17 protein-coding genes are annotated in these 23,464 nt (G+C 36.2%); 7 read left to right on the forward strand and 10 right to left on the reverse strand.

Annotated features, from left to right (window positions below; translation table 11 throughout):
- Nucleotides 1-30 precede the first annotated feature (30 nt).
- The 6 genes from ACEN92_RS06280 to ACEN92_RS06305 all read right to left on the reverse strand — a co-directional run bounded on the left by ACEN92_RS06280 (nt 31) and on the right by ACEN92_RS06305 (nt 7,310).
- A complete protein-coding gene (locus ACEN92_RS06280) occupies nt 31-627 on the reverse strand; it encodes a TetR/AcrR family transcriptional regulator (RefSeq protein ID WP_495641518.1) in 597 nt (198 codons plus the stop codon).
- Nucleotides 628-698: 71 nt separating this feature from the next.
- Nucleotides 699-1,337, reverse strand: coding sequence for a ligase-associated DNA damage response endonuclease PdeM (gene pdeM, locus ACEN92_RS06285; RefSeq protein ID WP_495641519.1), 639 nt, complete (start codon nt 1,335-1,337; stop codon nt 699-701).
- A 5-nt stretch (nt 1,338-1,342) separates the two neighbouring features.
- Nucleotides 1,343-3,802 (reverse strand): ligase-associated DNA damage response DEXH box helicase, encoded by a 2,460-nt coding sequence (locus ACEN92_RS06290; RefSeq protein WP_495641520.1) that lies wholly within the window; start codon nt 3,800-3,802, stop codon nt 1,343-1,345.
- A gap of 95 nt (nt 3,803-3,897) precedes the next feature.
- A complete protein-coding gene (locus tag ACEN92_RS06295) occupies nt 3,898-5,499 on the reverse strand; it encodes an ATP-dependent DNA ligase (RefSeq protein ID WP_495641521.1) in 1,602 nt (533 codons plus the stop codon).
- A gap of 28 nt (nt 5,500-5,527) precedes the next feature.
- A complete protein-coding gene (locus ACEN92_RS06300) occupies nt 5,528-6,568 on the reverse strand; it encodes a ligase-associated DNA damage response exonuclease (protein WP_495641522.1) in 1,041 nt (346 codons plus the stop codon).
- A 151-nt stretch (nt 6,569-6,719) separates the two neighbouring features.
- Complete coding sequence (locus ACEN92_RS06305; RefSeq protein WP_495641523.1) at nt 6,720-7,310, reverse strand: Zn-dependent protease; 591 nt, start codon at nt 7,308-7,310, stop codon at nt 6,720-6,722.
- Nucleotides 7,311-7,496: 186 nt separating this feature from the next.
- Here ACEN92_RS06305 and ACEN92_RS06310 point away from each other — a divergent pair, with 186 nt between their 5' ends.
- Both ACEN92_RS06310 and ACEN92_RS06315 read left to right on the forward strand, forming a co-directional pair.
- Complete coding sequence (locus tag ACEN92_RS06310; protein WP_495641524.1) at nt 7,497-7,976, forward strand: CAP domain-containing protein; 480 nt, start codon at nt 7,497-7,499, stop codon at nt 7,974-7,976.
- Nucleotides 7,977-8,315: 339 nt separating this feature from the next.
- Entirely contained in the window at nt 8,316-9,074 is a 759-nt protein-coding gene (locus tag ACEN92_RS06315) for a GH12 family glycosyl hydrolase domain-containing protein (RefSeq protein ID WP_495641525.1), read from the forward strand.
- Nucleotides 9,075-9,161: 87 nt separating this feature from the next.
- On the opposite strand, the gene ACEN92_RS06320 is transcribed toward ACEN92_RS06315, so the two are convergent.
- The 4 genes from ACEN92_RS06320 to ACEN92_RS06335 form a co-directional block, all read right to left on the reverse strand.
- Entirely contained in the window at nt 9,162-10,388 is a 1,227-nt protein-coding gene (locus ACEN92_RS06320; RefSeq protein ID WP_495641526.1) for a sensor histidine kinase, read from the reverse strand.
- Nucleotides 10,389-10,413: 25 nt separating this feature from the next.
- On the reverse strand, nt 10,414-16,776 hold the full coding sequence (locus ACEN92_RS06325; protein ID WP_495641527.1) for a HAMP domain-containing protein: 6,363 nt from the start codon (nt 16,774-16,776) through the stop codon (nt 10,414-10,416).
- An 84-nt stretch (nt 16,777-16,860) separates the two neighbouring features.
- The gene (locus ACEN92_RS06330; RefSeq protein ID WP_495641528.1) at nt 16,861-17,289 is read right to left on the reverse strand and encodes a response regulator; all 429 of its coding nucleotides are present in this window, start codon (nt 17,287-17,289) and stop codon (nt 16,861-16,863) included.
- The gene (locus tag ACEN92_RS06335; RefSeq protein ID WP_495641529.1) at nt 17,286-18,737 is read right to left on the reverse strand and encodes an ATP-binding protein; all 1,452 of its coding nucleotides are present in this window, start codon (nt 18,735-18,737) and stop codon (nt 17,286-17,288) included. Before ACEN92_RS06335 ends, ACEN92_RS06330 begins: the two co-directional genes overlap by 4 nt.
- A gap of 490 nt (nt 18,738-19,227) precedes the next feature.
- Here ACEN92_RS06335 and ACEN92_RS06340 point away from each other — a divergent pair, with 490 nt between their 5' ends.
- The 5 genes from ACEN92_RS06340 (at nt 19,228) to ACEN92_RS06360 (ending at nt 23,391) form a co-directional block, all read left to right on the forward strand.
- Nucleotides 19,228-19,875: an NAD-dependent epimerase/dehydratase family protein gene (locus ACEN92_RS06340; protein ID WP_495641530.1), complete on the forward strand. Its 648-nt coding sequence runs from the start codon at nt 19,228-19,230 to the stop codon at nt 19,873-19,875.
- A 333-nt stretch (nt 19,876-20,208) separates the two neighbouring features.
- Nucleotides 20,209-20,670 carry a DUF1810 domain-containing protein gene (locus tag ACEN92_RS06345; protein WP_495641531.1) on the forward strand — a complete coding sequence of 154 codons (462 nt, stop codon included), beginning with the start codon at nt 20,209-20,211 and terminating at the stop codon, nt 20,668-20,670.
- Nucleotides 20,671-21,130: 460 nt separating this feature from the next.
- A complete protein-coding gene (locus ACEN92_RS06350; RefSeq protein WP_495641532.1) occupies nt 21,131-21,778 on the forward strand; it encodes a hypothetical protein in 648 nt (215 codons plus the stop codon).
- Between the two features lie 71 nt (nt 21,779-21,849).
- Entirely contained in the window at nt 21,850-22,422 is a 573-nt protein-coding gene (locus tag ACEN92_RS06355; RefSeq protein WP_495641533.1) for a hypothetical protein, read from the forward strand.
- 9 nt (nt 22,423-22,431) lie between these two features.
- Nucleotides 22,432-23,391: an HTTM domain-containing protein gene (locus ACEN92_RS06360; RefSeq protein ID WP_495641534.1), complete on the forward strand. Its 960-nt coding sequence runs from the start codon at nt 22,432-22,434 to the stop codon at nt 23,389-23,391.
- Nucleotides 23,392-23,464 lie beyond the last annotated feature (73 nt).

A 23,464-nucleotide genomic window follows, 5' to 3' on the forward strand; every position in this document is an offset into this window, starting at 1 on the left:
TATTGTGTTTAAATTTGTTTCCATAATTTTTCATGGTTTTAAAGCTTTAATGGCAGCCTGAAAGGCTTCCCTTATCATTTTATTGGTCAGTGTAAATGGTTTTCCTCCTAAACTTTTTCCTTCCTTATGAAAGTTTAACAAAGTATATAATGGCCCATATGCAAGAGACCAAAAAACTTCGAGTGTCATTGGAACGAGTTCTTTATTTCGTAATGCATTCTCAATAAACTGAAGCATACTCATTCTGAAATCTGAAAATTTTGTTGAAGAATTTAATATGGCTTCTCCGTATGGCGAATGCTTTATAATTTCAAAAAAAGCAACTTCCTTAGGGTTTTTCAGGGCAAATAGAGACCGGTTTTCCCACTGTTTCCATAATCCTTCTTCAAATGACATTTCTGGTGAAAAGTCTTTTACTGTACTTGTAAAAAAATCGAGGGCAATGGTTCCTCCTATTTTCAGGATTAAATCATCTTTGTCCTTGTAATAAATATATAAGGTAGCGACAGAAATGTTACAGGCTTTTGCCAGCTTATTCATACTGAAACCCTGAAAACCATCCTGCACAATCTGATCTATCGCATTTGCAATAACCAGTTTCTCCTTATCAATATCTCTTATTCGCATTCTGTTTTTTTTACAAAGATAAAATAATAAGTGAATGAACGTTCTTTTATTTATTATTTTTTTATCTAAATTTATAATTTTCCAAAAAGCACAAAAATTTCATCCTTTGCAATAGCATAAATAATGTCATCCTGTTCTGCCTTCATAAGGTGTTTGCCTGTAAATTCACCAAAAGCCGGTAATATCATTTGATTTTCATTTTGGAAAAAACAAGGCAGCTTTAAAGACTGGCCGCCTAAACCCCGCAATATAACTCCGGGATGAATATGTCCGGAAAAGTTAAACCAGCCTTTTTTTTCCACAGGATGGTGGGTCAGTAAAAAGTCATCTATTTCGAGGAATTGCAAGACATTGATATTAATATCCGTATATTCTTTTTTGTTTATAATATCATGGTTTCCGGCAATAAGCATAATTTCGCTGACACATCCCGCTACCCATTCAACAAATAAATCCCATTCCTTATTTTTGGAACTATGAAATAAATCTCCCAGAAAAATAATTTTTTCAGGACAAAAAAATTCAACAACTTTTGTCAGCCTTGTAAAGTTTTCAATAATCGCATTATTCGGAATTGCAACGCCGTGTTTCCTAAAATGTGAAACTTTTCCCAGATGCACATCAGAAATTAAGAGCATTTTTTTAGCTTTCCAAAACAAAGCTCCGCTTGGATGTAAAATGAATGCCTGATTTTTTATTGTAATTTCCATAAGTATTATTTCATATATGATGCTGTCATTTTTTTGATTCGTTCTGCTAATGTTTCGCTCGAAAGCTTTTCTCTCAATCGGTCAGTAATCACCGGAAAGCTAAAAGGTGTTGGTTTACTGCAGGGTTTCCATACGATTTCCTGATGCTGAATACGCTCCAATGCCATAATCAAACGTCCCTCTTCTAATTGATGCTCAAAGGTTTCGAGATAGGCCTGCTGAAATAATAAATTATCCGGCTCATAATCCCGAAATACTTCAAACAACAATTGAGAACCGCTTTGCAGGTGTTTTGTTTTGACCATTTTTCCCGGAAAGCCTGTAAAAACCAATCCGGCAATCACGGCAATATCCCTGAATTTTCTTCTGGCCATTTCGGTTGCGTTCAAACTTTTTTGCAGATCATGATGTACGTATTCCGTAGAAAATAAATTATTATCCAACACTTCCTGCATATTGATTTCCTGATCCGAAAGCAATTCAAAACCATAATCATTATACGCCAGCGAGAAACTTATTGGCACCAATAAACTAATTCTGTAAGCCAGTAAACTCGCTAAAGCTTCATGTACAAAACGACCTTCAAACGGATAAAAAATAGCATGAAATCCTTCTCTGGTTTTGAAAGTCTCAATTAGAAATTCATCTGCATTGGGTACAATAGATTCTTTTCTTTGTCTCGTAAATAATGGTTTTAGCGCTTTTAATTCCGGAGATAAATTATCTGTATTGGCACGGTATAATTCCTGGCGAAGCAATTCGCTCATTTGTGCGGAAAGTGCCATGCGTCCGCCCATCCAGCTGACCACTTTAGCTATTTTTTTAGGATCTGCTTTTCTTACCAGAACCTGCATATTTCTGATTCGAAACAGTTCGAGTCTTTTTCCGGCAAAAATAAAGGTGTCACCGGGTTTTAATTTGGTTATAAACCATTCTTCAACAGTTCCGATGTAACCGCCGCTCATGTATTTTACATTCAAAACCGAATCGCCAATAATAGTTCCGATCTGCATTCTGTGATGCATGGCGATCAATCGGCTGTTGATCTTAAAACAGCCGTTTTCATCAACATCCACCTTTTTATATTCGTCATAAGCTTGTAAACTCTGACTTCCGTTTGAAATAAAATTGAGCATCCAATTCCAGTTATCTTCCGTCATTGCCTGATAGCAAAATGTCCCTTTGACTTCTTTATAAATTTCATCAGGAAAAAATCCATCAGACACTGCCAGCGTATTTAAATATTGAACCAAAACATCCCAACTGTTCAAATAAGGAATTCTGTCTTCGATAACATTATTCTCGACTGCTTTTTTTAATGCCGAGGCTTCGATTAATTCAATAGCATGGGTAGCAAGAAAATAAATAACACTTTCTTTTCCCGGCTGGTGACCGCTTCGTCCGGCTCTTTGCAGAAAACGGGCAACTCCTTTTGGACCTCCGACCTGAATAATGGTTTCTACGGGAGCAAAATCTACCCCCAAATCCAGACTCGAAGTACAAACAACTACTTTTAGTTCTTCATCACGTATTGCCTGCTCTACCCAAAGCCTTGTTTCTCTGCTGATACTCCCGTGATGCATCGCCATTTCTCCTGCAAACTCAGGATATTTTTCCAGTAAACGCTGAAACCACGTTTCGCAGGCAGAACGTACATTGGTAAAAATAAGTGTTGTTTTACTGGCTTTTACGATTTTAGCCACTTCATCAATCAAATGTAATCCCATGTGCCCGCGCCATGGATAAGTCTCCATTTTATCAGGAATAATCGAAATGACTTTTATTTTTTTGTGAATAACTGCTTTAATCAAAACCGAATTATGATAGGCCTCTGAGTCAACTCCGAGTAAAACTTCCTGTGCCTGCTGTAAATTTCCAATTGTGGCAGAAATTCCCCAGATACGCATATTCGGGGCGATTTTTTTTAATCGGGACAAAGCCAACTCGGTTTGTACACCGCGTTTTGTGCCTAATAATTCGTGCCATTCATCAATTACAATTGCTTCGCATTTACCAAATATTTTATCATAACCTTTGGTTGCGAGCAGCAGCTGCAGACTCTCCGGTGTGGTTATGAGCAAATCGGGCATTTTGTCTTTTTGTTTGGCTCTTTCTCCTGCCGATGTATCACCGGAACGAATTCCGACAGTCATTTTGGTTTCCAAATCATGTACAACACGTTCAGCAGCTTGTTTTATTTCTACCGAAAGCGATCGTAAAGGCGTAATCCAGATTGCCTTGAGTCCGGAAGTATGTTTCGTTTTATAGTCCGGATTATTTTTTATGTAATTTAAAACAATTGGTAACCAGAGTGCATAGGTTTTTCCGCTTCCGGTTGGTGCATTCAGCAGACCGTTTTTACCCTGCAAAAAAGCCGTCCAGGTTTGCGTCTGGAACGGAAAAGGTTTCCATCCCTGCTGATGAAACCATTCATTTGCCAAAGCAAAAAGTTGCTCTCTGTTCATTTGTTTTTTATAAATCATTAAGATATTAAGAAAATGAAGAAATCCTTTTTATCTATGTTTTCGCTTAGCGAATTCGTGTCATCTGCGTTCCATTTTTACAAAATCATGCTTTTTAAATCCTCAATAGAATTGGCTTCGTCAATTTTTTTGTCATGACGCCATCTTAAAATCCTTGGAAATCTTGTTGCAATTCCGCTTTTATGTCTTTTGGAAAGCGCTATTCCTTCAAAACCAATTTCAAAAACCAGTTGTGGGGTTACGCTTCGAACCGGGCCAAATCTTTCCAGCGTATTTTTCTTAATCCAGTCATCCACCATCCTAAACTCTGCATCAGTTAAACCGGAATACGCTTTGGCAAAAGTGACGAGTTCCTTTTCATTGTTATCATTTTGCTGCCAAAGTGCAAAAGTATAATCGGTAAATAAATTCGAGCGCCGTCCGTGTCCGCGCATTGCGTACGTAAGCACGGCATCAATAACCAGAGGTTCGATTTTCCATTTCCACCAATCTCCTTTTTTTCTTCCTGTGAGATAGGGAGAATCTTTTCGCTTCAGCATCAAACCCTCGCTTTTCATTTCGCGGCAGCGCAATCTTTCTTCTGTCAATTCTTCCCATGTCGAAAATTCTATCCTTTCGGAAAGCTGCAGCGGAATATCATTATGCTTTATATCTTCGTATAATTCTTCGAGTAAAATTCGCCGTTCTTCAAAAGGACGATTTCTAATGTCTTCACCTTTCCATTCTAATAAATCGTATGCTTTTATAATTACAGGTGATTTTTTTAAAATTGTTGCTGAAACTGTTTTTCGTCCAATTCGTGTTTGCAGGTCATTAAATGTACCAATTTCATTATCCTTAAAAGGAAGAATTTCTCCATCGATTACAGTTCCATCAGGAATGATTCCTATAAAAGAAGCAAATTCGGGGTATTTATCTGTAACCAGCTCCTCTCCCCGACTCCAGACATAAATTTCGCTATCACGAATAATGGTTTGAGAACGAATCCCGTCCCATTTATGTTCGGCAATCCAATCTTTTGCATTTCCAAGGCTGGGAGGTTCTCCTTCAATAGGATAAGCCAGATAAAACGGATATGGTTTTGATAAATAATCACTGCTTTTTTCGTCCAGAATCAACTCCTGAAATGTAATTTTATTCGGATTCCAGTCCCCCATCAGTTTATGGGCCAAAGCATCTTCATCAATGTTTTCTGCTTTGGAAAGTGCTCTGGTCATTAATTTTTGACTGACACCAATCCTGAAACTTCCTGTAATTAATTTGGTAAAAACAAAACGCTCATAATAATTTAAGGCCAGCCAATTGGTATGCAGATATTCTTTTTTTTCAAGATCTGTTTTCTTCCTTAAGGCTATGATTTCCTGTAAAAATTCGGTCAGACTTCTGTCGGAATGCTCTTTTGTGGTTGGAATTACCAATGCAATTGTTTCGGCAAGATCGCCTACAATATGGTAACTTTCTTCAAAAAGCCAAAGTGGAATACCCGCCAATTCATTTGCCCATAAACGCAATAAAGTAGTATTGACAGGTCTTGGCGGACGCCTATGCGAAAGGATTGCAATGGTCCAGACTTTATCTTCATCGCTGGCATTGCGAAAATAATTGGTCAACGCATCTACTTTTACCGATGTTTTATTGGAACTGTCGAGTGCTTTTATGAGTTCGGCAAAGTTTTTCATACTTTTATTTTTTACATGATCAGCAACATTAAAGATCCTGCTCTACTGTAGCTTCTTCAGCGTCTTTTTTAGCATCCATTTCACCTGCTTCCCCTTCATATTGGGTGTGTGCCGTTCGGGCATCATAACCTAACTCCTGGAGGTATTTCGAAAAAATATCAGAATAACCGTGAGTAGAAATTATTTTTTCGGCACCGGTAGCTTTTATGCTTTCGAGTAATCCAGTCCAGTCACAATGATCGCTTAAAACAAACCCGCGATCTATCGCACGGCGTCTTCTTGCTCCGCGAAAAGCCATCCATCCACTGGCAGAACCGGTAACAAAAGGAGTCATTTTCCTAATCCATATACTTCCGTGAGCACTTGCAGGCGCAAGTACTATGCTACCCAATAAATCTTCTTTTTTAGTTTCTGAAGTTACTCTTGTTGTTGGCGGAAAATCAACTAACGGACGCAAGACATTTGTCATGTTTTCTATTGCACCATGAGTGTAAATTTTTCCGATATCGGTATCTAAATATTTTAATAATCGCTGTGCTTTCCCTAACGAATAACCAAAAAGGACAGAGGTTTTTCCTTCGGCACGATTTTCTGCCCACCAATTATTTATGTCGGTCATCACTTCGGCTTGCGGTACCCATTTAAAAGCGGGTAATCCAAAAGTACATTCTGTTATAAAAGCATGGCATTTTACGACTTCGTAAGGGACTGAAATTCCGTCATCTTCGGTTTTATAATCCCCGGTAAAAACCCAGATTTCGCCTTTATATTCCACTCGTATCTGCGCGGAACCAATGATATGTCCTGCGGGATGAAGCGAAAATGTAACTCCGTTGATAGTAAAAGTTTCATTCCAGTCTTTGCCGGTAACGCTGATATCACCAAGGCGATGCTTTATAATCGGAACATTGGTGTGATGTGTAATGTAGTTTTTATGTCCCCAGCGTGCATGATCTGAATGCCCGTGCGTAATGATGGCGTTGGTTACAGGCCGCCAGGGATCAAGATAAACATTGGCCTGCTGGCAGTATATTCCTTTATCGTTAAATGCTAGTAATGGAGGGTTCATCTTTACGCTTTAATGTGAATTTTTAAATCTAAAAATGAAAATATTTTTCTCATTTACAGAACATTAAATTTAATTCACGGCACGTAATAAAGTTTTACACGATTACTAATTGTTATTACAAAACTTCAATTGCAAATAGTACAAATAGACCTTAGAGCAAATTCCAGTTTTTGGATTTTAAAAATTTCCTGCAATCCCTGCAAAAGTCTTTTTCCTGATCTATCGGATTACCACCTTCGGCATCGCACATCAGGCAAGCTTTTATTTTACAGTGCGGTAAACCTTCGGTATGACCTAATTCATGCAGAACGACTTTATAAAACTGTTCTTTTTTATTTTTCTCCGACAACCTGAAATCAGAAACAACGCATGCTTTTCCGGGGTGATAACCCAACCCCATTATTCCCCAGTCCCTGATATTGCCTTTTGTTGTACTTATGTCCTTACTTGAAAGACCGACAATAACAGAATCCTGACCAATTTTTGTTTTTAAATTTTTAATAATACTGTCGGCACGAAACCTGTTTCTTGGTTTATAATAAGATCCTGAAGGAAAATCTATTGCTTTTCTGAGCACTACATTTGGATTAATTTCCTTTATTTTTTCTAATACTTCATTTGCAGAATTAGATTGAAAATTTCCTAAAGGCTGGAGAACAATAGTTTTTGAATGTTCTGTTGGATGTCCGGCTTTTTTACATGAAATAAAGGCGAAAAAACAAAAAAGGAAGAGTCTGTACATTAATTTGTATTTTTTTTGAAGTTTACCTGTAATTTTAAAAATTATTTTCAAATACTTTTTAGTTATCATAAATATGCTAATTGCGGTTTTTCCATTTATATTTTTTGTTCGTATTTGTTTGAACAAATAAAACAAATATCTTTACAATTCACAGGCTCTTTATATCTTAATTAATAATATTTTTCGATGTCTTCAAAATATTTTATTTTTTTCATTTTCGCAGCATTATTTTTTTCTTGTGATAATAATGATGCTGCTGTCCCTGTTGTTGATACAAATGTTACCGATCCTGTTTTGATCGAAATCAATAAATTAAGAGTAACAGGATGCAAGTGCGGCGACGAAGATATGCCACCTGTTCCTGAATTGGTAAGTAACTCAATATTAGCTGAGACAGCAATCAATCATGCCCATGATATGAATGTCCGCAATTATTTTTCTCATATATCCCCGGAAGGGACAAGTCCTATACAAAGAGCCAGTGCAGCAGGCTATACAGGTACCTACGTAGGGGAAGTGATTGCCCGCAATTATAATAATCCTGCAGAAGTTGTAAACGGATGGAAAAATAGCACAGATCATTGCAAAGCCATGATGAGCAGTACTTATATCGAAATGGGTGCAGGAAGATCTGATAATGTGTGGGTTGCCAATTTAGGAAAATAAATCTGTTCTGATTTTTACTTTTCTCCTCGTTTATTTAAACAAAAAAACCTTCACTCTTCTATCGATCAGAGAATCAATGCAATACAAAACCATACTTTTATAGGATAGATCAGTTGCTTAATTTACATTTCTTATAAATTACGAAATTCACATTTTTTTTATTTTAATTATGGTCATTTTAACCATAACTAAATAAAACTATTGCATTTAAAAATGTAATTGCTAATTTTTTATGATAATAACTTAAAAATTACAATTTATTTAAGACAATATTTAAACAAATAGTTAATTATCAGTATCTTGGTAATAACTTATTATTAACTATAAACCATTTATTTTATGAAAAAATCAATTTTATTTGCTGCGTTATGTGCTATGTTTATCAGTTGCGAGTCAACCGATGTTAACGACGAACCTGAAGTTAAAGCAAACTGGTCATCATCTGCTCAGTATGGCAGTTGGTCAAATGGAGGCTATACGGTCTACAACAATGTCTGGGGGGCTGGTGCAGGCGGTCAGTCTATCTGGGCAAACAGTTACAGTCAATGGGGAGTTTGGGCAAATCACCCTAATACTGGTGGTATTAAATCATATCCAAATTCTACCAGATATATTGGTAAAGCTCTTAGTTCAGTAAATACGCTTAGTACCAGCTTTAATGCCACTACACCTGCCGGTGGTGCATGGGAATCCTGTTATGACATCTGGGATAGCGCTAAATCCCATGAAATAATGCTATGGATGAATTATACAGGAAATGCAAATGGTACCGGTAATGTAAAACCAATTTCATATAATTATTCAGCTACCGGAGGTGCAATTGCTGTTTATACTAATCAAAGTATTGGTGGGCACACCTGGAATGTGTACAGAGGCCATAATGGTTCAAATAATGTATATTCATTTTTACGCACATCAAAAACAAACAGCGGTACTATTGATGCCAAAGCCATTTTAAACTGGATAAAAAACAAAGGATGGATTGGCAATATTACTGTTGGTGATGTACAATTTGGATTTGAAATTACCTCATCTTACGGTACAAACGGAGGCGGATTAAACTTTACCTGCAACAGTTATTCTGTCACCAGTAACTAATTTTTATCAACATTAAATACAAAAACAGACTCAAATAATGAGTCTGTTTTATTTTATAGACAATGTCATTAATGATTTCCCTGCAGATTAATTATAAGGGATATAAATATTAAAAGTGGCTCCTTTTAAGGGTTCACCAACGGCATCTACATAACCATGGTGATTTTCAACTATTTTCTTGACGATGGCAAGTCCAATTCCCGTTCCTTCATAAAGATCCCTGCTATGCAATTTCTGAAAGACACCAAATATTTTTTCATTGTGCTGTGGTTCAAATCCGATTCCGTTATCTCCAAAAGTAATATGGCAATAATTGACGTCTCTGGATAGTTTTCCGATATGTAAATCCGGACCGTCAACCAAACGGCTTTTTATGGTAATTTCTAGTGGCACTTCGGGCTGGGCAAATTTTATGGCATTATGAATTAAGTTCTCCATTAACTGAACAAACTGAAAAGGAATAATTTTTACATTATCATGAAAATCAGTTATAACAACAGCATTCTTTTCCAATAAATTTTCATGTAATGCCTCTTTCACATCATTTATAATGGTGTTAAGATCTACTGTTTCAAATTTTCTGTCAACAAGTGTTGCTCTTGAAAAAGTAAGCAGACTATTAATGAGCTCCCGCATTCTATTGGTGGCATACAGGATTCTGTTAAACTTAAGTTTTCCGTCTTCAGACAAATTTAAATATTCGTTGGAAAGTATCAGATTGGCAAAGGTTTGAATTTTTCTCAATGGTTCCTGAAGATCATGACTTGATATATAAGTGAAAGCATCCAGTTCCATGTTTTTCTTTCTCAGTTCTTCAGCATGTTTTTCGATAGCCGAATTTTGAAGAGCAAGTTCTTTATTGGATTTTAAAATTATTTCATTAAGTGCATTCGTTTCCTCTTCTTTTTGTCTCAATTCCTGATTTTTTCTGAATAGTTCCGTAAAAACCATGACTTTGGCCTGTAATATTTCCGGAGATAAAGGTTTAATCATATAATCAACAGCACCTGACTGATATCCTTTGAATATATATTCTGCAGTATCCATATTGGCTGTTAAAAAAATAATAGGAACATGTTTCAGTTTTTCGCTTTGGCGAATTAATTCAGCTGTTTCAAAACCGTCCATCAACGGCATTTGCACATCCATGAGGATAATGGCAAAATTCTGATCTTTTAAAAGAATCCGCAAAGCATCTTTTCCTGATGTTGCTTCAACAAACTGATAACCGCGATTAGCCAGAATGACTTGCAAAGAAAGCAGGTTTTCTTTTTTGTCATCAACTATTAAGATTTTAATTGCGTTGTCTCCCATTATTTTGAATTGAATATAAAATTATTTATTTAAGCCACACGCGCATCAGCGAAGATAACTGTTCTACATTTACCGGTTTTGTCATATAATCTGAGGCTCCCGATTCTATACAACGCTGTCTGTCTCCTTTCATCGCTTTTGCTGTTACTGCAATAATCGTCAAATCTTTATGTCTGGCATCTTTTCGAATACGTTTCATAGTTTCATATCCATCCATTTCCGGCATCATAATATCCATCAGAACAATATCTATAGTTTTATCTTCATTCAGTATATTAATGGCTTCCTGACCACTTTCTGCACTGATGACATCTAATCCATATCTTTCTAAAGCAGTTGTCAGGGCAAAAAGATTACGAACATCATCATCAACCAATAGTACTTTTTTGCCTGGCAGTACATCTTCTTTCAGATAAAAAGATTCAATACTTTCCCTCATAGCTTCGGGCAATTCTTTATGGACACGATGCATAAACAAAGCTGTCTGATCTATTAGTTCATCCATTGACGATGCACTTTTTGTAATGATGCTATGGGCAAATCTGTTGAGTCTCGCTTTTTGTTTCTTGGTTACATCACCTGCAGAATGAATAATAATGGCAGTTTCCTGTCCTGTTATATTATTCTCTAAGTCGGTAATAATGTCAAGTCCGTCTGCATCCGGCAGTTTTAAATCCAATATAATACAGTCAAATGAATGATCTCTAATAAGTGCAACCGCTTCCGTAGCAGTTTTAGCATAAAAAACCGTAATATCATCACCATCAACAGCCTTCAGTATTCTGTCTAATTCTGTCTGATTATCATCAACCACTAACAGGTTTTTTACCTTTTTGTTTTTAAAATCGTGAATATCATTGAATAAATAATTTAGCGAATCATTTTTTACCGGTTTAAGAAAAAAGTTTCTGGCTCCGCGTTTAAGGCCTTTGTTTCTCTCGTCCTCACCAGAAATAATATAAACCGGTATATGTCGCAGGTTAAAATCGGTTTTTAATCTGTCAAGGATTTTCCATCCACTCGTATCAGGCATATTCAGATCCATAGTTATGGCATGTGGATGAAACTGATTGATAAAATCAATTACATCATTGCCCTTTGTTGTAACGATAGCTTTGATTCCGTTAATATGGGCCTGTTCCAGCATAATTTTCGCAAATGTCAGATTATCTTCGGCAATCAGGAGCACTTTGTCGTCCGGTTTAATATCGGTCCTGTCGTCTCCTACTTCATCAACAAAGAATAAATCAATATCAGACCGGTGAAATTTTTCGGAAGGCAATGATTTTATACGGCCTTTAACATCGGTTTCTTCTTCTACATCAATATTTTCTATTTCAGGAATATGAACATATTTTAAAGGAAGGAACAATGTAAATTTACTTCCTACATTGGTTTCACTTTCAAGCTCAATACTTCCTCCCAATAAATCTGAAAGTCCACGGCTGATAGATAATCCTAAACCTGTACCTCCATATTTACGGCTGGTAGAACCTTCGGCCTGCTGGAAAGCTTCAAATATGATATTTTGTTTTTCTTTGGAAATACCAATACCGGTATCTGAAATTTCAAAAGCTACTACAGCCTCAGCATTATCAAGGCTTGCATTTGTGGTTTTCCAATTATTATTTGCTTTATATATTTTGAGCTGTACTCCTCCTTTCTCCGTAAATTTGAAAGAATTTGACAAAAGGTTTTTCAGAATCTGATTTAATCGCTGCGAATCGGTTTCTATTAATTCCGGAAGGGAATCATCCATACTAATTTTAAAACGCAGATGTTTCGCTTCTGAAATTGGATTAAAAGTAGACTCAACAAATCTGCTGATATCTTGAAAACTAATCGGATTATAATCCACAGAAATATAACCGGATTCAATTTTAGATAAATCCAGAATGTCGTTAATCAGCTGAATAAGGTCATCCCCGCATGAGTTAATAGTTTTGGCAAACTGTATTTGCTTTTCTGAAAGATTTCCGTCTCTGTTAGCAATTAATTCATTGGCCAAAATCTGCAGACTGTTCAGTGGTGTTCTTAACTCATGCGACATGTTTGCCAAAAACTCCGATTTGTATTTTGATGTTAAAGTCAGCTGATCTGCCTTTTCTTCCAAAGCCTTTCTAGCCACCTCAACTTCCTGGTTTTTAAGCTCTACTTCTTCTTTTTGATTTGCCAATAAGAAGGCTTTCTCTTCCAGTTCTTCATTGGTGTTTTTCAGAACTTCCTGTTGACTTTTAAGCTCGCTTGCCAATGATTGAGATTGTACCAAAAGTTCTTCTGTTCTGGAGTTCGATTCAATCGTATTTAATACGATACCAATACTTTCTGTTAATCCTTCAAGGAAATCTAAATGGGTCTGACTAAAAGTATCCAAAGAAGCCAGCTCGATAACAGCTTTTAACTGGCCCTCAAAAAGTACCGGAAGAATGATAACATCCTGCGGTTTTGCATCGCCAAGACCTGAATTGATTTTGATATAATCTTTAGGGACATTGCTCAGAATGATTCTTTCTTTTTCTATCGCAACCTGTCCGATAAGCCCTTCTCCCATTGCGTATTGGGTTGGGGAGTTTTTTCTTTTGATATAAGCGTAAGAGGCAATCAGATTCAGTTTAGAATCCATGAATTCTTCATCTTCCTGCAAAATATAGAAAAGCCCATGTTGTGCGGTTACAACGGTTGCAAGCTCAGAAAGGATTTTTTTGGTAACCGAATTCAGTTCTTTTTGCCCCTGAAGCATTTGTGTAAATTTCGCTAAATTCGATTTCAGCCAGTCTTGTTCCTGATTTCGTAGTGTTGTCGCTTTCAGGTTTGAAATCATTTGGTTGATGGTATCTTTCAAAGCCTCAACCTCCCCTTTTGCTTCAACACCAATTGTTCGTGTTAAATCCCCTTGTGTTACCGCAGAAGCAACTTCTGAAATTGCACGTACCTGAGTCGTCAGATTCGCTGCAAGCTGGTTTACGTTTTCTGTTAAATTTTTCCACGTTCCGGAAGCTCCCGGTACATTTGCCTGCCCCCCCAGTTTTCCTTCTGCTCCCACCTCACGGGCAACAGTTGTTACCTGATCCGAGAAGGTTGCCAGCGTATCAATCATTTCGTTGATTGTATCTGTAAGTTGTGCAACCTCTCCTTTTGCATCAATAGATAGTTTTTGTTTCAGGTTTCCTTTTGCTACGGATGTTACCACTTTCGCAATTCCACGTACCTGAGACGTTAAATTGGAAGCCATCAAGTTAACCGAATCTGTTAAATCTTTCCACGTTCCCGCAACACCTTTTACTTCAGACTGGCCTCCCAGTTTTCCTTCGGTACCAACCTCACGCGCCACACGGGTTACCTCGGATGAAAACGAATTCAGCTGTTCCACCATCGTGTTGAAGGTGTTTTTCAAATCCAAAATTTCTCCCTTTACATCTACGGTAATTTGTTTTGAAAGGTCACCATTCGCTACCGCTTTAGTTACATCGGCAATATTACGTACCTGGCCTGTTAAGTTAGATGCCATCTGATTCACCGAATCCGTTAAATCCTTCCATGTTCCCGCAACTCCGGGTACAAACGCTTGTCCTCCCAGTTTTCCTTCTGTTCCTACTTCTCTTGATACCCTTGTTACCTCTGAAGCAAAACTTCGAAGCTGATCCACCATCGTATTTACGGTTTCTTTCAACTGAAGGATTTCTCCACGAACGTCGGCAGTAATTTTTTTCGACATATCCCCGTTTGCTACGGCAATGGTTACCTCGGCGATATTACGTACCTGAGTTGTTAAGTTACCCGCCATTTGGTTAACGGAATCCGTTAAATCTTTCCACGTTCCTGCAACTCCCGGTACATTTGCCTGACCTCCCAGTTTTCCTTCTGTTCCTACCTCACGTGCCACACGGGTTACCTCAGAGGCAAACTCACGAAGCTGATCCACCATCGTATTCAGGGTTTCTTTTAATTGAAGAATCTCCCCCCGAACGTCAACGGTAATTTTTCGGGACATATCGCCGTTTGCCACGGCAATCGCAACATCGGCAATATTACGAACCTGAGCGGTTAAGTTACCCGCCATCTGGTTAACGGAATCTGTTAAATCTTTCCACGTTCCGGCAACTCCAGGTACATTCGCCTGACCTCCCAGTTTTCCTTCTGTACCAACTTCTCGCGAAACCCTTGTTACCTCAGATGCAAAGCCTCGAAGCTGATCCACCATCGTATTAATCGTATTTTTAAGCTCCAGGATTTCTCCTTTTACGTCTACTGTAATTTGTAATGATAAATCGCCTTTTGCCACCGCTGTTGTTACCTCGGCGATATTACGTACCTGACCGGTTAAGTTGGATGCCATCTGATTTACCGAATCTGTTAAATCTTTCCAGGTTCCACCAACACCTTCCACCTGTGCCTGACCTCCCAGTTTTCCTTCGGTTCCAACTTCACGCGCCACACGGGTTACCTCAGATGCAAAGGAGTTTAGCTGGCCCACCATCGTATTAATGGTATTTTTCAATTCCAGAATTTCCCCTTTTGTATCAACGGTAATCTGGCGTGATAAATCGCCTTTTGCTACCGCGGTTGTTACCTCGGCGATGTTACGTACCTGACCGGTTAAGTTCGACGCCATCTGGTTTACCGAATCCGTCAAATCTTTCCAGGTTCCTCCAACTCCTTTTACTTTCGCCTGACCTCCCAGTTTTCCTTCGGTACCTACCTCAAGTGCCACACGGGTTACCTCAGACGAGAACGAGTTCAGCTGATCCACCATCGTATTAATGGTTTTCTTCAACTCCAGGATTTCCCCTTCGGCAACGGCAGTAATCTTTTTAGATAAATCTCCATTTGCTACGGCAGTTGTTACCTCGGCAATATTACGTACCTGACCCGTTAAGTTGGATGCCATCTGATTCACCGAATCCGTTAAATCTTTCCACGTTCCTCCAACTCCTTTTACTTTCGCCTGACCTCCCAGTTTTCCTTCTGAACCTACCTCACGTGCCACACGGGTTACCTCGGCACCAAAGGAGTTCAGCTGATCCACCATCGTATTGATCGTATTTTTAAGTTCGAGAATTTCTCCCGCTACGTTTACTGTAATTTTTTTAGATAAATCTCCTTTTGCCACCGCTGTCGTTACCTCGGCAATATTACGAACCTGACCTGTTAAGTTCGATGCCATCTGGTTTACCGAATCCGTCAAATCTTTCCACACACCTCCAACTCCACGAACCTTAGCCTGACCTCCGAGTTTTCCTTCAGATCCAACCTCTACCGCCACACGCGTAACCTCAGAAGAAAATGAGTTCAGCTGATCCACCATGGTATTGATGGTGTTTTTTAATTCTAATATTTCTCCTTTTACGTCAACAGTAATTTTTTTAGACAAATCCCCTTTTGCTACCGCGGTTGTTACATCGGCAATATTACGAACCTGACCTGTTAAGTTCGATGCCATCTGGTTTACCGAATCCGTCAAATCTTTCCAGGTTCCCCCAACTCCTTTTACCTGTGCCTGTCCTCCCAGTTTTCCTTCTGTTCCTACCTCTCTCGCCACACGAGTCACCTCAGAAGAGAATGAATTCAGCTGATCCACCATGGTGTTGATGGTATTTTTAAGTTCCAGGATTTCTCCTTTTACGTCAACGGTGATTTTTTTAGACAAATCCCCTTTTGCTACCGCCGTGGTTACATCGGCAATATTACGAACCTGGCCGGTTAAGTTACTCGCCATTTTATTTACCGAGTCGGTCAAATCCTTCCAAACCCCTCCAACACCTCTTACTTTTGCCTGGCCTCCCAGTTTTCCTTCTGTACCTACTTCACGCGCTACACGGGTTACCTCCATCGAAAACAGGTTCAGCTGTTTTACCATTCCGTTTACCTCTTTGGCAATCCTTAGGAATTCCCCCTGAAGCGGGTTTCCTTCAATAGAAAGCGGCATTTCCTGTGATAAATTTCCTTTTGCCACAGAAGTAATTACGTGGGCAATTTCAATAGTTGGATGCACCAGATCTGAAATCAGTGTGTTTACCGAATCTACACAGGAGCTCCAGGATCCTCTTGCTCCGTCAAGGGCAACTCTATTGGTAAGCTTACCTTGTTTACCAATACTTTTACCCACTTTCTGAAACTCGAAAACCATTCGTTCATTAAGATCTATGATTTCGTTCAAAGTATCACAGATCGATCTTTTTATTCCGTTTTGATCTGTTGGGAAACGTTGGGTAAAATTACCATTTTTAACCTTTAGCAAAATCTTTAAAAACTCTGCGTCTGTCAAAACAGATTCTTCCGAATTATTTTTTTTTACTTTAGATTTTACCGATTTTTCTACTGAAACTACCGGAAGTACAATAACGGCTTCCTGGGATTTTTCAGCATTAATTTCTTTTCTTTTTTTCATATTCCCAATTCTTTATCAAATGATTAAAAAAATTCCGATACACCAATTTAAAGATACTTTAATTTCAGTCAGGTATACAAACTGCTACGTACTTTCATCAAGCAATATTTTCCTTAAATGAAATTGTACAAAAGCATCCATAGAGTCTGACCGTTTTGTGTTTTCGGTATAATTTAAGGGTTTTATAATATATCCTGATATTCCTAACTTTTCTGCTTCAGAGCGATCATTTCCTTCTGAAGAAGTTGTCATTATAAAAACCTTCAAATCTTTAAGATTTTTATCTTCCCTTATTACTTTCAAAAATTCTATTCCATTCATTCTTGGCATATTTATGTCCAAAAGAATTACATCCGGTATCAAAGAATTTGGATCCCTTAACATTTTTAATGCTTCAATTCCGTTATAAGCTGTATGAAGTTCGTATCCGCTTTCTATTTTTTTTAAGGATCGTTCTACACTTATGATGTCAAGTTCATCATCTTCTATCAGCAAAATTGTTGTTATTTTCATAAAGCTTTGTTATTTCTCCAGGTGAAAATAAATTCGGTCCCGTGTCCCAATTCCGATTTAACGATAATATTTTCTTGCTGGTCATCAATTATTTTTTTTACAATTGCTAATCCCACTCCTGTACTTTCTTCTTCATTTCGTTCACGAAGTGTCTGAAATATTTCAAATATTTTTTGGTGATATTCTACTGCGATACCAATTCCGTTATCTTTTACTGAAAATTCATAAAAGTGCGGAAATGTTTTGCAGTTTATCTGAATCAGACCTTCTTCCTGCGGCGTGTATTTAACCGCATTACTGATTAGATTAGTAAATACCTGCTCCAGTTTAATCCTTTCTGTAAATAAATTTGGAAGATCTCCGATTTCGAGCCTGAAATTTCTTGGAACGATAGAATCTGCAATTTCATGGACCAATGCATTTGCATCAATATTTTCAGATGGCGCTTTTATATTTAACCTCGCATAATCGAGGAGCCCGTTGATAAGCGCTTCCATTCGTCTGGTCTTTTGAGGAATAATTTTAAGATATCTTTTAAGTTCGGGTGAAAGCTCATTATCAAGGTCTTCCTCAATCCAGCTGATTACATTATGAATACCCCGGATTGGAGCTTTAAGATCATGAGATACTACATAGGCAAACTTATTGAGCTCTGCATTTCTGTTTTTTAGTTCGTGAATATTTTTATCGAGTTTTTCAGACATCTTATTAAGTGAAGTAGCGAGAGCTGTCAATTCATCATTTCGTGTATCCTTAACAAATGTAAAGTTTCCTTTTGAAATGTTTTCGGCAAGACTTACCATTGACGTGATTCTCTTATTGGCAATGAACATAATAAAAATAGTACTGAAAATTCCCACTATAATTGTCATAGTAAGGAAAATAAGGGAAAAAGTACGGGTATATTTTAAGGAGGTAAGCAACATATCAGTATGATGTTTCCTTCTTTTATATTCTATTTTATCAAAACTTGAAAACTTTTGGGTAATAGCATCGTTAATTTTTTTTCCAATATGTTTTTTAAGTGAATTTTCGAAAAGATTTTGATAAGATTCAGATGCTTCCTTTCTGGATTCTATTAATTGCTTCGAATATTGCAGCCAATTGTTATGCAGTATGCTTATGGAATCTAATATAGTGCGCTGTATCCTTTGGTTACCAATACGCAGCTTTTGTTCGTTTATTAAAATTGGCACCTTTTTAAGCCCTTTAAAATAAGAATCCAGAAATGCCTGATCATCAGTAAGCAGATAACCCCGAAAAGAGCTTTGCATTTCGATAATTGCCTTATGAGTTCTATTAGAATTACGAATGATTTCTTCTGATCTGGCTAAAAACTGCGAGTTGAGATATACTTTTTTCGACAGCATATAATTTGTATATGAGTCCGCAACAGACAATAAAATTACCATAGTAAACGCTACAAGAATTTGAGTAGATAATTTCATTTACTTAAAATTAAAGATCCATACCGTTACTATTAAATTTGCTTTTGTTCAATAAAAATAATAAAAAATAAAATCTTTTCTGAATATTTTTTAAATCTGAAAATTATTTAAATAATTTAATAGCAAAAAAGCCAAAAGCATGTTGCTTTCGGGAGAATACTTTATATATGATTCTAAATACATTATTCTCCTGTAACAATAATTTTATTAATACCCCGGATTCTGATAAGCTTTTTTGGACTGCTGAAAATAGGAGGTCCTATTTTAAAAGAAGAGATTTGTAAAAGAAAATTATAATCATGTAGTTTCTTTTGACTCAATTTTTATCCTATCATTCCAAAATAAAATTGCTTTAAGATTCAGAAGAAATAAATTATATCTTTAACGTGAGCTTAAAAATCAAATTTAGGCAGTAAATAAAGTATCAAATAACTTTATATTGGTTTTAAACCAAAAATATTATTCAATATAAAATTGTAAAATAAAAAAAATGAATGTAATTATTACAGGTGCTACAGGTATGGTTGGTGAAGGTGTTTTGTTGGAATGCCTTGAAAACTACGCTGTAAAAAAGGTGTTAATGATAAACCGTAAACCTTCTGTTCTCAAACATCCTAAACTGGAAGAATTAATTGTACTGGATTTTATGCAGCTAAATAGATATGCAGATTTTTTACAGGGTTATGATGCTTGTTTTTATTGTGCCGGAGTAAGTTCTGTTGGAATGAATGAAATAAAATATACGTATGTAACTTACAATACCACTTTGGCTTTTGCCAGAGCTTTATCAGAAATCAATTCAAATATGGTTTTTAATTTTGTCACCGGAAGTCATACCGATACTTCTGAAAATGGTAAAATCATGTGGGCACGTGTAAAAGGAAAAACTGAAAATGATCTGATGAAACTGCCTTTTAAAGGGCAATATAACTTTCGTCCGGGATTTATGAAACCTTTTAAGGAACAAAAAAATGTAAAGACAATTCTCAAAATCATGATTCCGCTTTTTCCGGTTTTGTTTCCTAAAAAAACACTAACCCTAAAAGACGTGGGACAAGCCATGATTAATACTGTAAAAGAAGGATATCCTAAACAAATATTAGAAATAGAAGATATTAAAATATTGGCAGAGCTTTAAATTTATCTCTCATATGTCATTAAATTACTTACTTATCTTTTTATAAAGTATTTTTTTCTTAAAATCAATTTATTCGATTACTCAGAATATATTTCTATTAATTCAAGTCCTCTTTTTAAACTATTTTATAGTAATTACGCTAAAAACAGGTCTTAAAAGTTATAATAAAATGCAAAAAAATCTTTACTTTTTTTATTAAAAACACAGTTTTACATCAGAAAAAAACCTCAAAATCAGCACTATAAAATAAATTGCAGTTTCTTGTACTTTTTATTAGGCAGCACTTATCTTTTTTAGTAATTTTCAAACTTTTTCCAATAACATTTTACCATTATGGCAGAAGTAAAAAATGATTTAACACGCTTTTTAGAGGCACAAAATAAACTCTATCTTAAAGCACTTACGGAAATTAGCAAAGGAAAAAAAGAAACCCATTGGATGTGGTTTATATTTCCTCAAATAAAAGGATTAGGCAAAAGTGAAATGTCGGCATTATATGCGATCGAAAATCTTAAAGAAGCTGAAGCCTATCTTAGCCATCCTGTACTTGGCAAACATCTTATTGAAGTTTCACAGATCCTGTTAAGTTTTAAGATGAAGTCAGCTGAAGGCATATTTGGAGATTTGGATGCCCGAAAACTACATTCTTCCATGACCCTTTTTAGCTTAACTAATAATAATGATCCTGTGTTTCAGGAAGTATTAGATGCTTTTTTTTCAGGTAAATTTGATCCGCTTACCTTATCTATCATTAATGAAATGATACATCCGGCTTTGGAACGAACAGCGTTTTAAATATCATTACAATAAAAGAAGTACTCTATTAGAATCTTCAATTTAAATATAAACCTCAATTCTACTTCTAAATAGTTGATTTACAAAGAAATTGAACTCTTGCAAGGTTTCCCAAAACCTTGCAGGTATTTAGGTTTAAAGAAACATATCTGCAAGATCAAAAAAAGACCTTGCAGGAAATGAAGTCAGGTTATAAGTACAATACTTTAGCCGAAAAATTTACATTTTAAAATATAAAGAAATTAATTTTTTAACCCCTGCATGTCAGTCTTGCAGGGGTTATCTTTTTATAAAGAAAACTTTATTGAATTAGGGGAAAAACACCCTTTCAAAAAGGGCTATACTCCTCTATATCATTATTTTAAACAGAAGTACTTTTATATTAATTATAAATTAAACTTTTAAATGGAGGAAACCGAAAAGCCAAAAAAAGAGTAGGTACTATAAAAAAATCAAAATTATGAAAACAAAAACACTGTTAGTTATTGGTGTTATTGCCATTGGGTTAGTATTATTTTCCCAACGCAAACCCCAAAAAATGTTGATCTATAGCGAAAATGGAAATTATATTGTTGACAATAATTTCCTGATTAAAGATGCTAAGCAAATGTCCAGAGCAGATCTTAACGGACTTATCGCTCTTGATAAGGAATATGCAAAAATTGGAGGTGCCGGCTTCCTGAATTACATCGTTAATACGCAAAAAATCCAGCACATTACCCGAATACAGACCTGGGATCATGTAACAAAATTCACAAAATTGAACATCATCCATAAAGGCTGTTTTGAAAGAGCAGATATTGATTGGAAATCTTATGGGGACATCAAAGTAAGACTTGATAAGATATTATCAAAATACAAGTATGCTTCTTTGGATGGAAATATTGGAATTACAGCCAATAAAATTGTGGTCAATGCCACCAAACTATCTAAAAAAGACATTAGTACTTTCAACAGATTAACCGTAGTAGGAATTGATGAAAATAATATCTGTAATGATTATATGGGAACCAAAGCCTTTAGCAGAGTGCTGACCAGAACTACCAGAACACCTTTTGATCAAAAATTAAATCAACAGGTTATCAATGTTATCCAGCAATACCGATAATTACTGAAACAAGGACCAATCAATAAGGTTTGTCCTTGTTTTTATACTATTTTTAATCAAATACAATAAAAATGAAAAGAAAATGGCAGCTTTTTGGGATATTCCTTTTACTGTTTATGGTGTTCACTATTGGATTAAAAGGAACTTTTGACGGTTATTACGGTTTTTACTATGATAAAGAGGAATATAAAAAACCATTCATTTATGAACTCACAAACAAAATTGTAGAGCTCGAACCTGTCAGCATGTTTACGGCTTATACCGGATTTGATACCGGGTATGGTTTTTTTGCGCCTAATGTTGCCAGCGATTTTGTACTGCTTTTTGAATTGCAGGACGCGGACGGAAATGTTTTGGAAGAACGTATTATGCCGGAATTGAAGAGTAAAGAAGGTATCGTGAGATATACTTCGGTTTTTAATATGTTTATGGATAAAGTGGTTTCTTCCAAAAAGAAAAGCGAATCTCAATACTTCGAATATTTGGATGTGGTACTGAAACAAATTGCAAAAAGCGTACTTAATGAAACTCATGGTGCCACAAAATGTACGGCCAAACTTTATCTCTACGATTATCCTACTCTGGACCGATATAAAAAAGGAGAAAAAACAGATAATCTGATTTTAATTAGTCAAATAAAATAAAAATACATCATGAGAAAAGCTGCTATCTTATATAAAAAAGTCGAAAATTTCTTTTTTGAAAACAAAGGCAATGCCGAATTTCTGGGTTTCTTCAGAATCTCAATAGGAACAATGGTATTATTGCATTTTTTATCTGTCATAAGCGATTTTGACAAGTTTTTTTCCAGTAAGAGTATTGTTCCGCAGGATATAATGTCTGTTTTTCATCCCCGCTGGCTGCTTACTTTTTCAAAAATTACTCATTTTTTCGAATCCTTTGGAGTTACTGAAAATACAGTTATTTTAGGATCTAAAATAATATTTATCATGTTATGTATCAATATCATAATTGGGTTTTATTCCCGAATGAGCGCTTTTTTGTTACTGCTTTTGCAGGTTGCTTTGCTAAAAGGAAGTTCATTCTTTATTTATGGAGTCGATTTTTTTACCAGCATGTCTTTGTTTTATTTGATTTTATTGCCTTCCGATGCCTATTTTTCAGTGCTTCGTTTTATTTTTAAAAAGAAGACCAGAGAAGTAAACTTTATGCCTGTCAAAAGAATGTTTCAAATCCATATCAGTATGGCTTATTTCTTCTCAGGATTTGATAAATTGCTCGGGTACAATTGGCGAAATGGTGAATCTATCTGGAAAGCCATTCATCTGCCTTATGCCAACAGGGATTTTAATTTTGATTTTTCGTGGATGGCAGACCATTCTTATATTTTAATTATTATTGGCTGGTCTACTGTCATCATCGAAATGCTGTATCCGGTTTTTGTCTGGATTCCTAAAACACAAAAAACATGGCTAATGCTTACCATTTCCATGCATCTGGGAATTGCTTTGGTATTGAACCTTTATTATTTTTCGGCCATTATGATTATCTGGAATCTGACTAATTTTTATTTTGAAAGAGAATCAGTTGCCGTGAAGTTTCCGGTTTTTAAGCATTGGTTTTACAAAAAATACAATCCGATAGGAATATAGAGAGTTAAGTCAAATTAAGTCTAAAAAGCCAAAAGCAATCCGATTGAATTGCTTTTGCTTTTTTAGATTTAGC

The sequence above is a fragment of the Flavobacterium sp. Flavsp81 genome (assembly GCF_059491325.1).

Coding starts and splice junctions, on each gene's coding strand:
- pdeM (WP_495641519.1), bottom strand. CDS start 1,337: ATGGAAATTACAATAAAAAATCAGGCATTCATTTTACATCCAAGCGGA.
- ACEN92_RS06315 (WP_495641525.1), top strand. CDS start 8,316: ATGAAAAAATCAATTTTATTTGCTGCGTTATGTGCTATGTTTATCAGT.
- ACEN92_RS06305 (WP_495641523.1), bottom strand. CDS start 7,310: ATGTACAGACTCTTCCTTTTTTGTTTTTTCGCCTTTATTTCATGTAAA.
- ACEN92_RS06325 (WP_495641527.1), bottom strand. CDS start 16,776: ATGAAAAAAAGAAAAGAAATTAATGCTGAAAAATCCCAGGAAGCCGTT.
- ACEN92_RS06360 (WP_495641534.1), top strand. CDS start 22,432: ATGAGAAAAGCTGCTATCTTATATAAAAAAGTCGAAAATTTCTTTTTT.
- ACEN92_RS06320 (WP_495641526.1), bottom strand. CDS start 10,388: ATGGGAGACAACGCAATTAAAATCTTAATAGTTGATGACAAAAAAGAA.
- ACEN92_RS06310 (WP_495641524.1), top strand. CDS start 7,497: ATGTCTTCAAAATATTTTATTTTTTTCATTTTCGCAGCATTATTTTTT.
- ACEN92_RS06280 (WP_495641518.1), bottom strand. CDS start 627: ATGCGAATAAGAGATATTGATAAGGAGAAACTGGTTATTGCAAATGCG.
- ACEN92_RS06350 (WP_495641532.1), top strand. CDS start 21,131: ATGAAAACAAAAACACTGTTAGTTATTGGTGTTATTGCCATTGGGTTA.
- ACEN92_RS06335 (WP_495641529.1), bottom strand. CDS start 18,737: ATGAAATTATCTACTCAAATTCTTGTAGCGTTTACTATGGTAATTTTA.
- ACEN92_RS06355 (WP_495641533.1), top strand. CDS start 21,850: ATGAAAAGAAAATGGCAGCTTTTTGGGATATTCCTTTTACTGTTTATG.
- ACEN92_RS06300 (WP_495641522.1), bottom strand. CDS start 6,568: ATGAACCCTCCATTACTAGCATTTAACGATAAAGGAATATACTGCCAG.
- ACEN92_RS06340 (WP_495641530.1), top strand. CDS start 19,228: ATGAATGTAATTATTACAGGTGCTACAGGTATGGTTGGTGAAGGTGTT.
- ACEN92_RS06345 (WP_495641531.1), top strand. CDS start 20,209: ATGGCAGAAGTAAAAAATGATTTAACACGCTTTTTAGAGGCACAAAAT.
- ACEN92_RS06330 (WP_495641528.1), bottom strand. CDS start 17,289: ATGAAAATAACAACAATTTTGCTGATAGAAGATGATGAACTTGACATC.
- ACEN92_RS06295 (WP_495641521.1), bottom strand. CDS start 5,499: ATGAAAAACTTTGCCGAACTCATAAAAGCACTCGACAGTTCCAATAAA.
- ACEN92_RS06290 (WP_495641520.1), bottom strand. CDS start 3,802: ATGAACAGAGAGCAACTTTTTGCTTTGGCAAATGAATGGTTTCATCAG.